Origin of the sequence: Mycobacterium sp. NS-7484 (genome assembly GCF_001953975.1) — a bacterium.
Taxonomy (GTDB): domain Bacteria; phylum Actinomycetota; class Actinomycetes; order Mycobacteriales; family Mycobacteriaceae; genus Mycobacterium.
The window spans coordinates 1-583 of the sequence record NZ_MBEJ01000115.1; the positions used below are offsets into that span (position 1 = coordinate 1).

A 583-nucleotide genomic window follows, 5' to 3' on the forward strand; every position below is an offset into this window, starting at 1 on the left:
CGCCACCGGTCGAGCCGACCGAGAAGTCGATCAGCCCCACCGGCGGCAACCTGTTCACCCCCGGCGTCAAGGCACCGGGCGCACCCACCGCCATTCCCGGCAACAGGGAGAACCTCGGATAGCGCCGACGCTTCCCGCCACAGTGGTGTGACACCTGCAGGAATGCTCCTGCAGGTGTCTCACCACTGAGCTAAAGTGCGTGCACCAGATCCGCCACGGATGATGTGGATGGGCTGAACCACGATCTGCGTTGCAAGGAGTGGGAATCCACCGTGATTCACCAAGGCCAACTCTGCAACACCTGCGGGACAGTGAGGAAACGCACATGAAATCAGGGCAGTTGACTCGTCGGCTCACCGTCATCGCAGGCGGTGCAGCAGTCATCGGGATGATTTCGTTCACCGCCGCATGCGGTACCGAGGAAGAAAAAGGTCCCGAAACCACCACGCCCACCACCACGACGACAACGACAACGACAACGACGCCGCCGGCCACCCCGGCCCCGCCGCCACCGGTCGAGCCGACCGAGAAGTCGATCAGCCCCACCGGCGGCAACCTGTTCACCCCCGGCGTCAAGGCACCG

General features: G+C 64.2%; 1 protein-coding gene. It reads left to right on the top strand.

Annotation, left to right across the window (positions count from 1 at the left end; all coding sequences use genetic code 11):
- Nucleotides 1-325: 325 nt before the first annotated feature.
- Nucleotides 326-583 (top strand): hypothetical protein (locus tag A5733_RS21115; protein WP_076241548.1); only part of this gene is annotated, 258 nt, incomplete at its 3' end.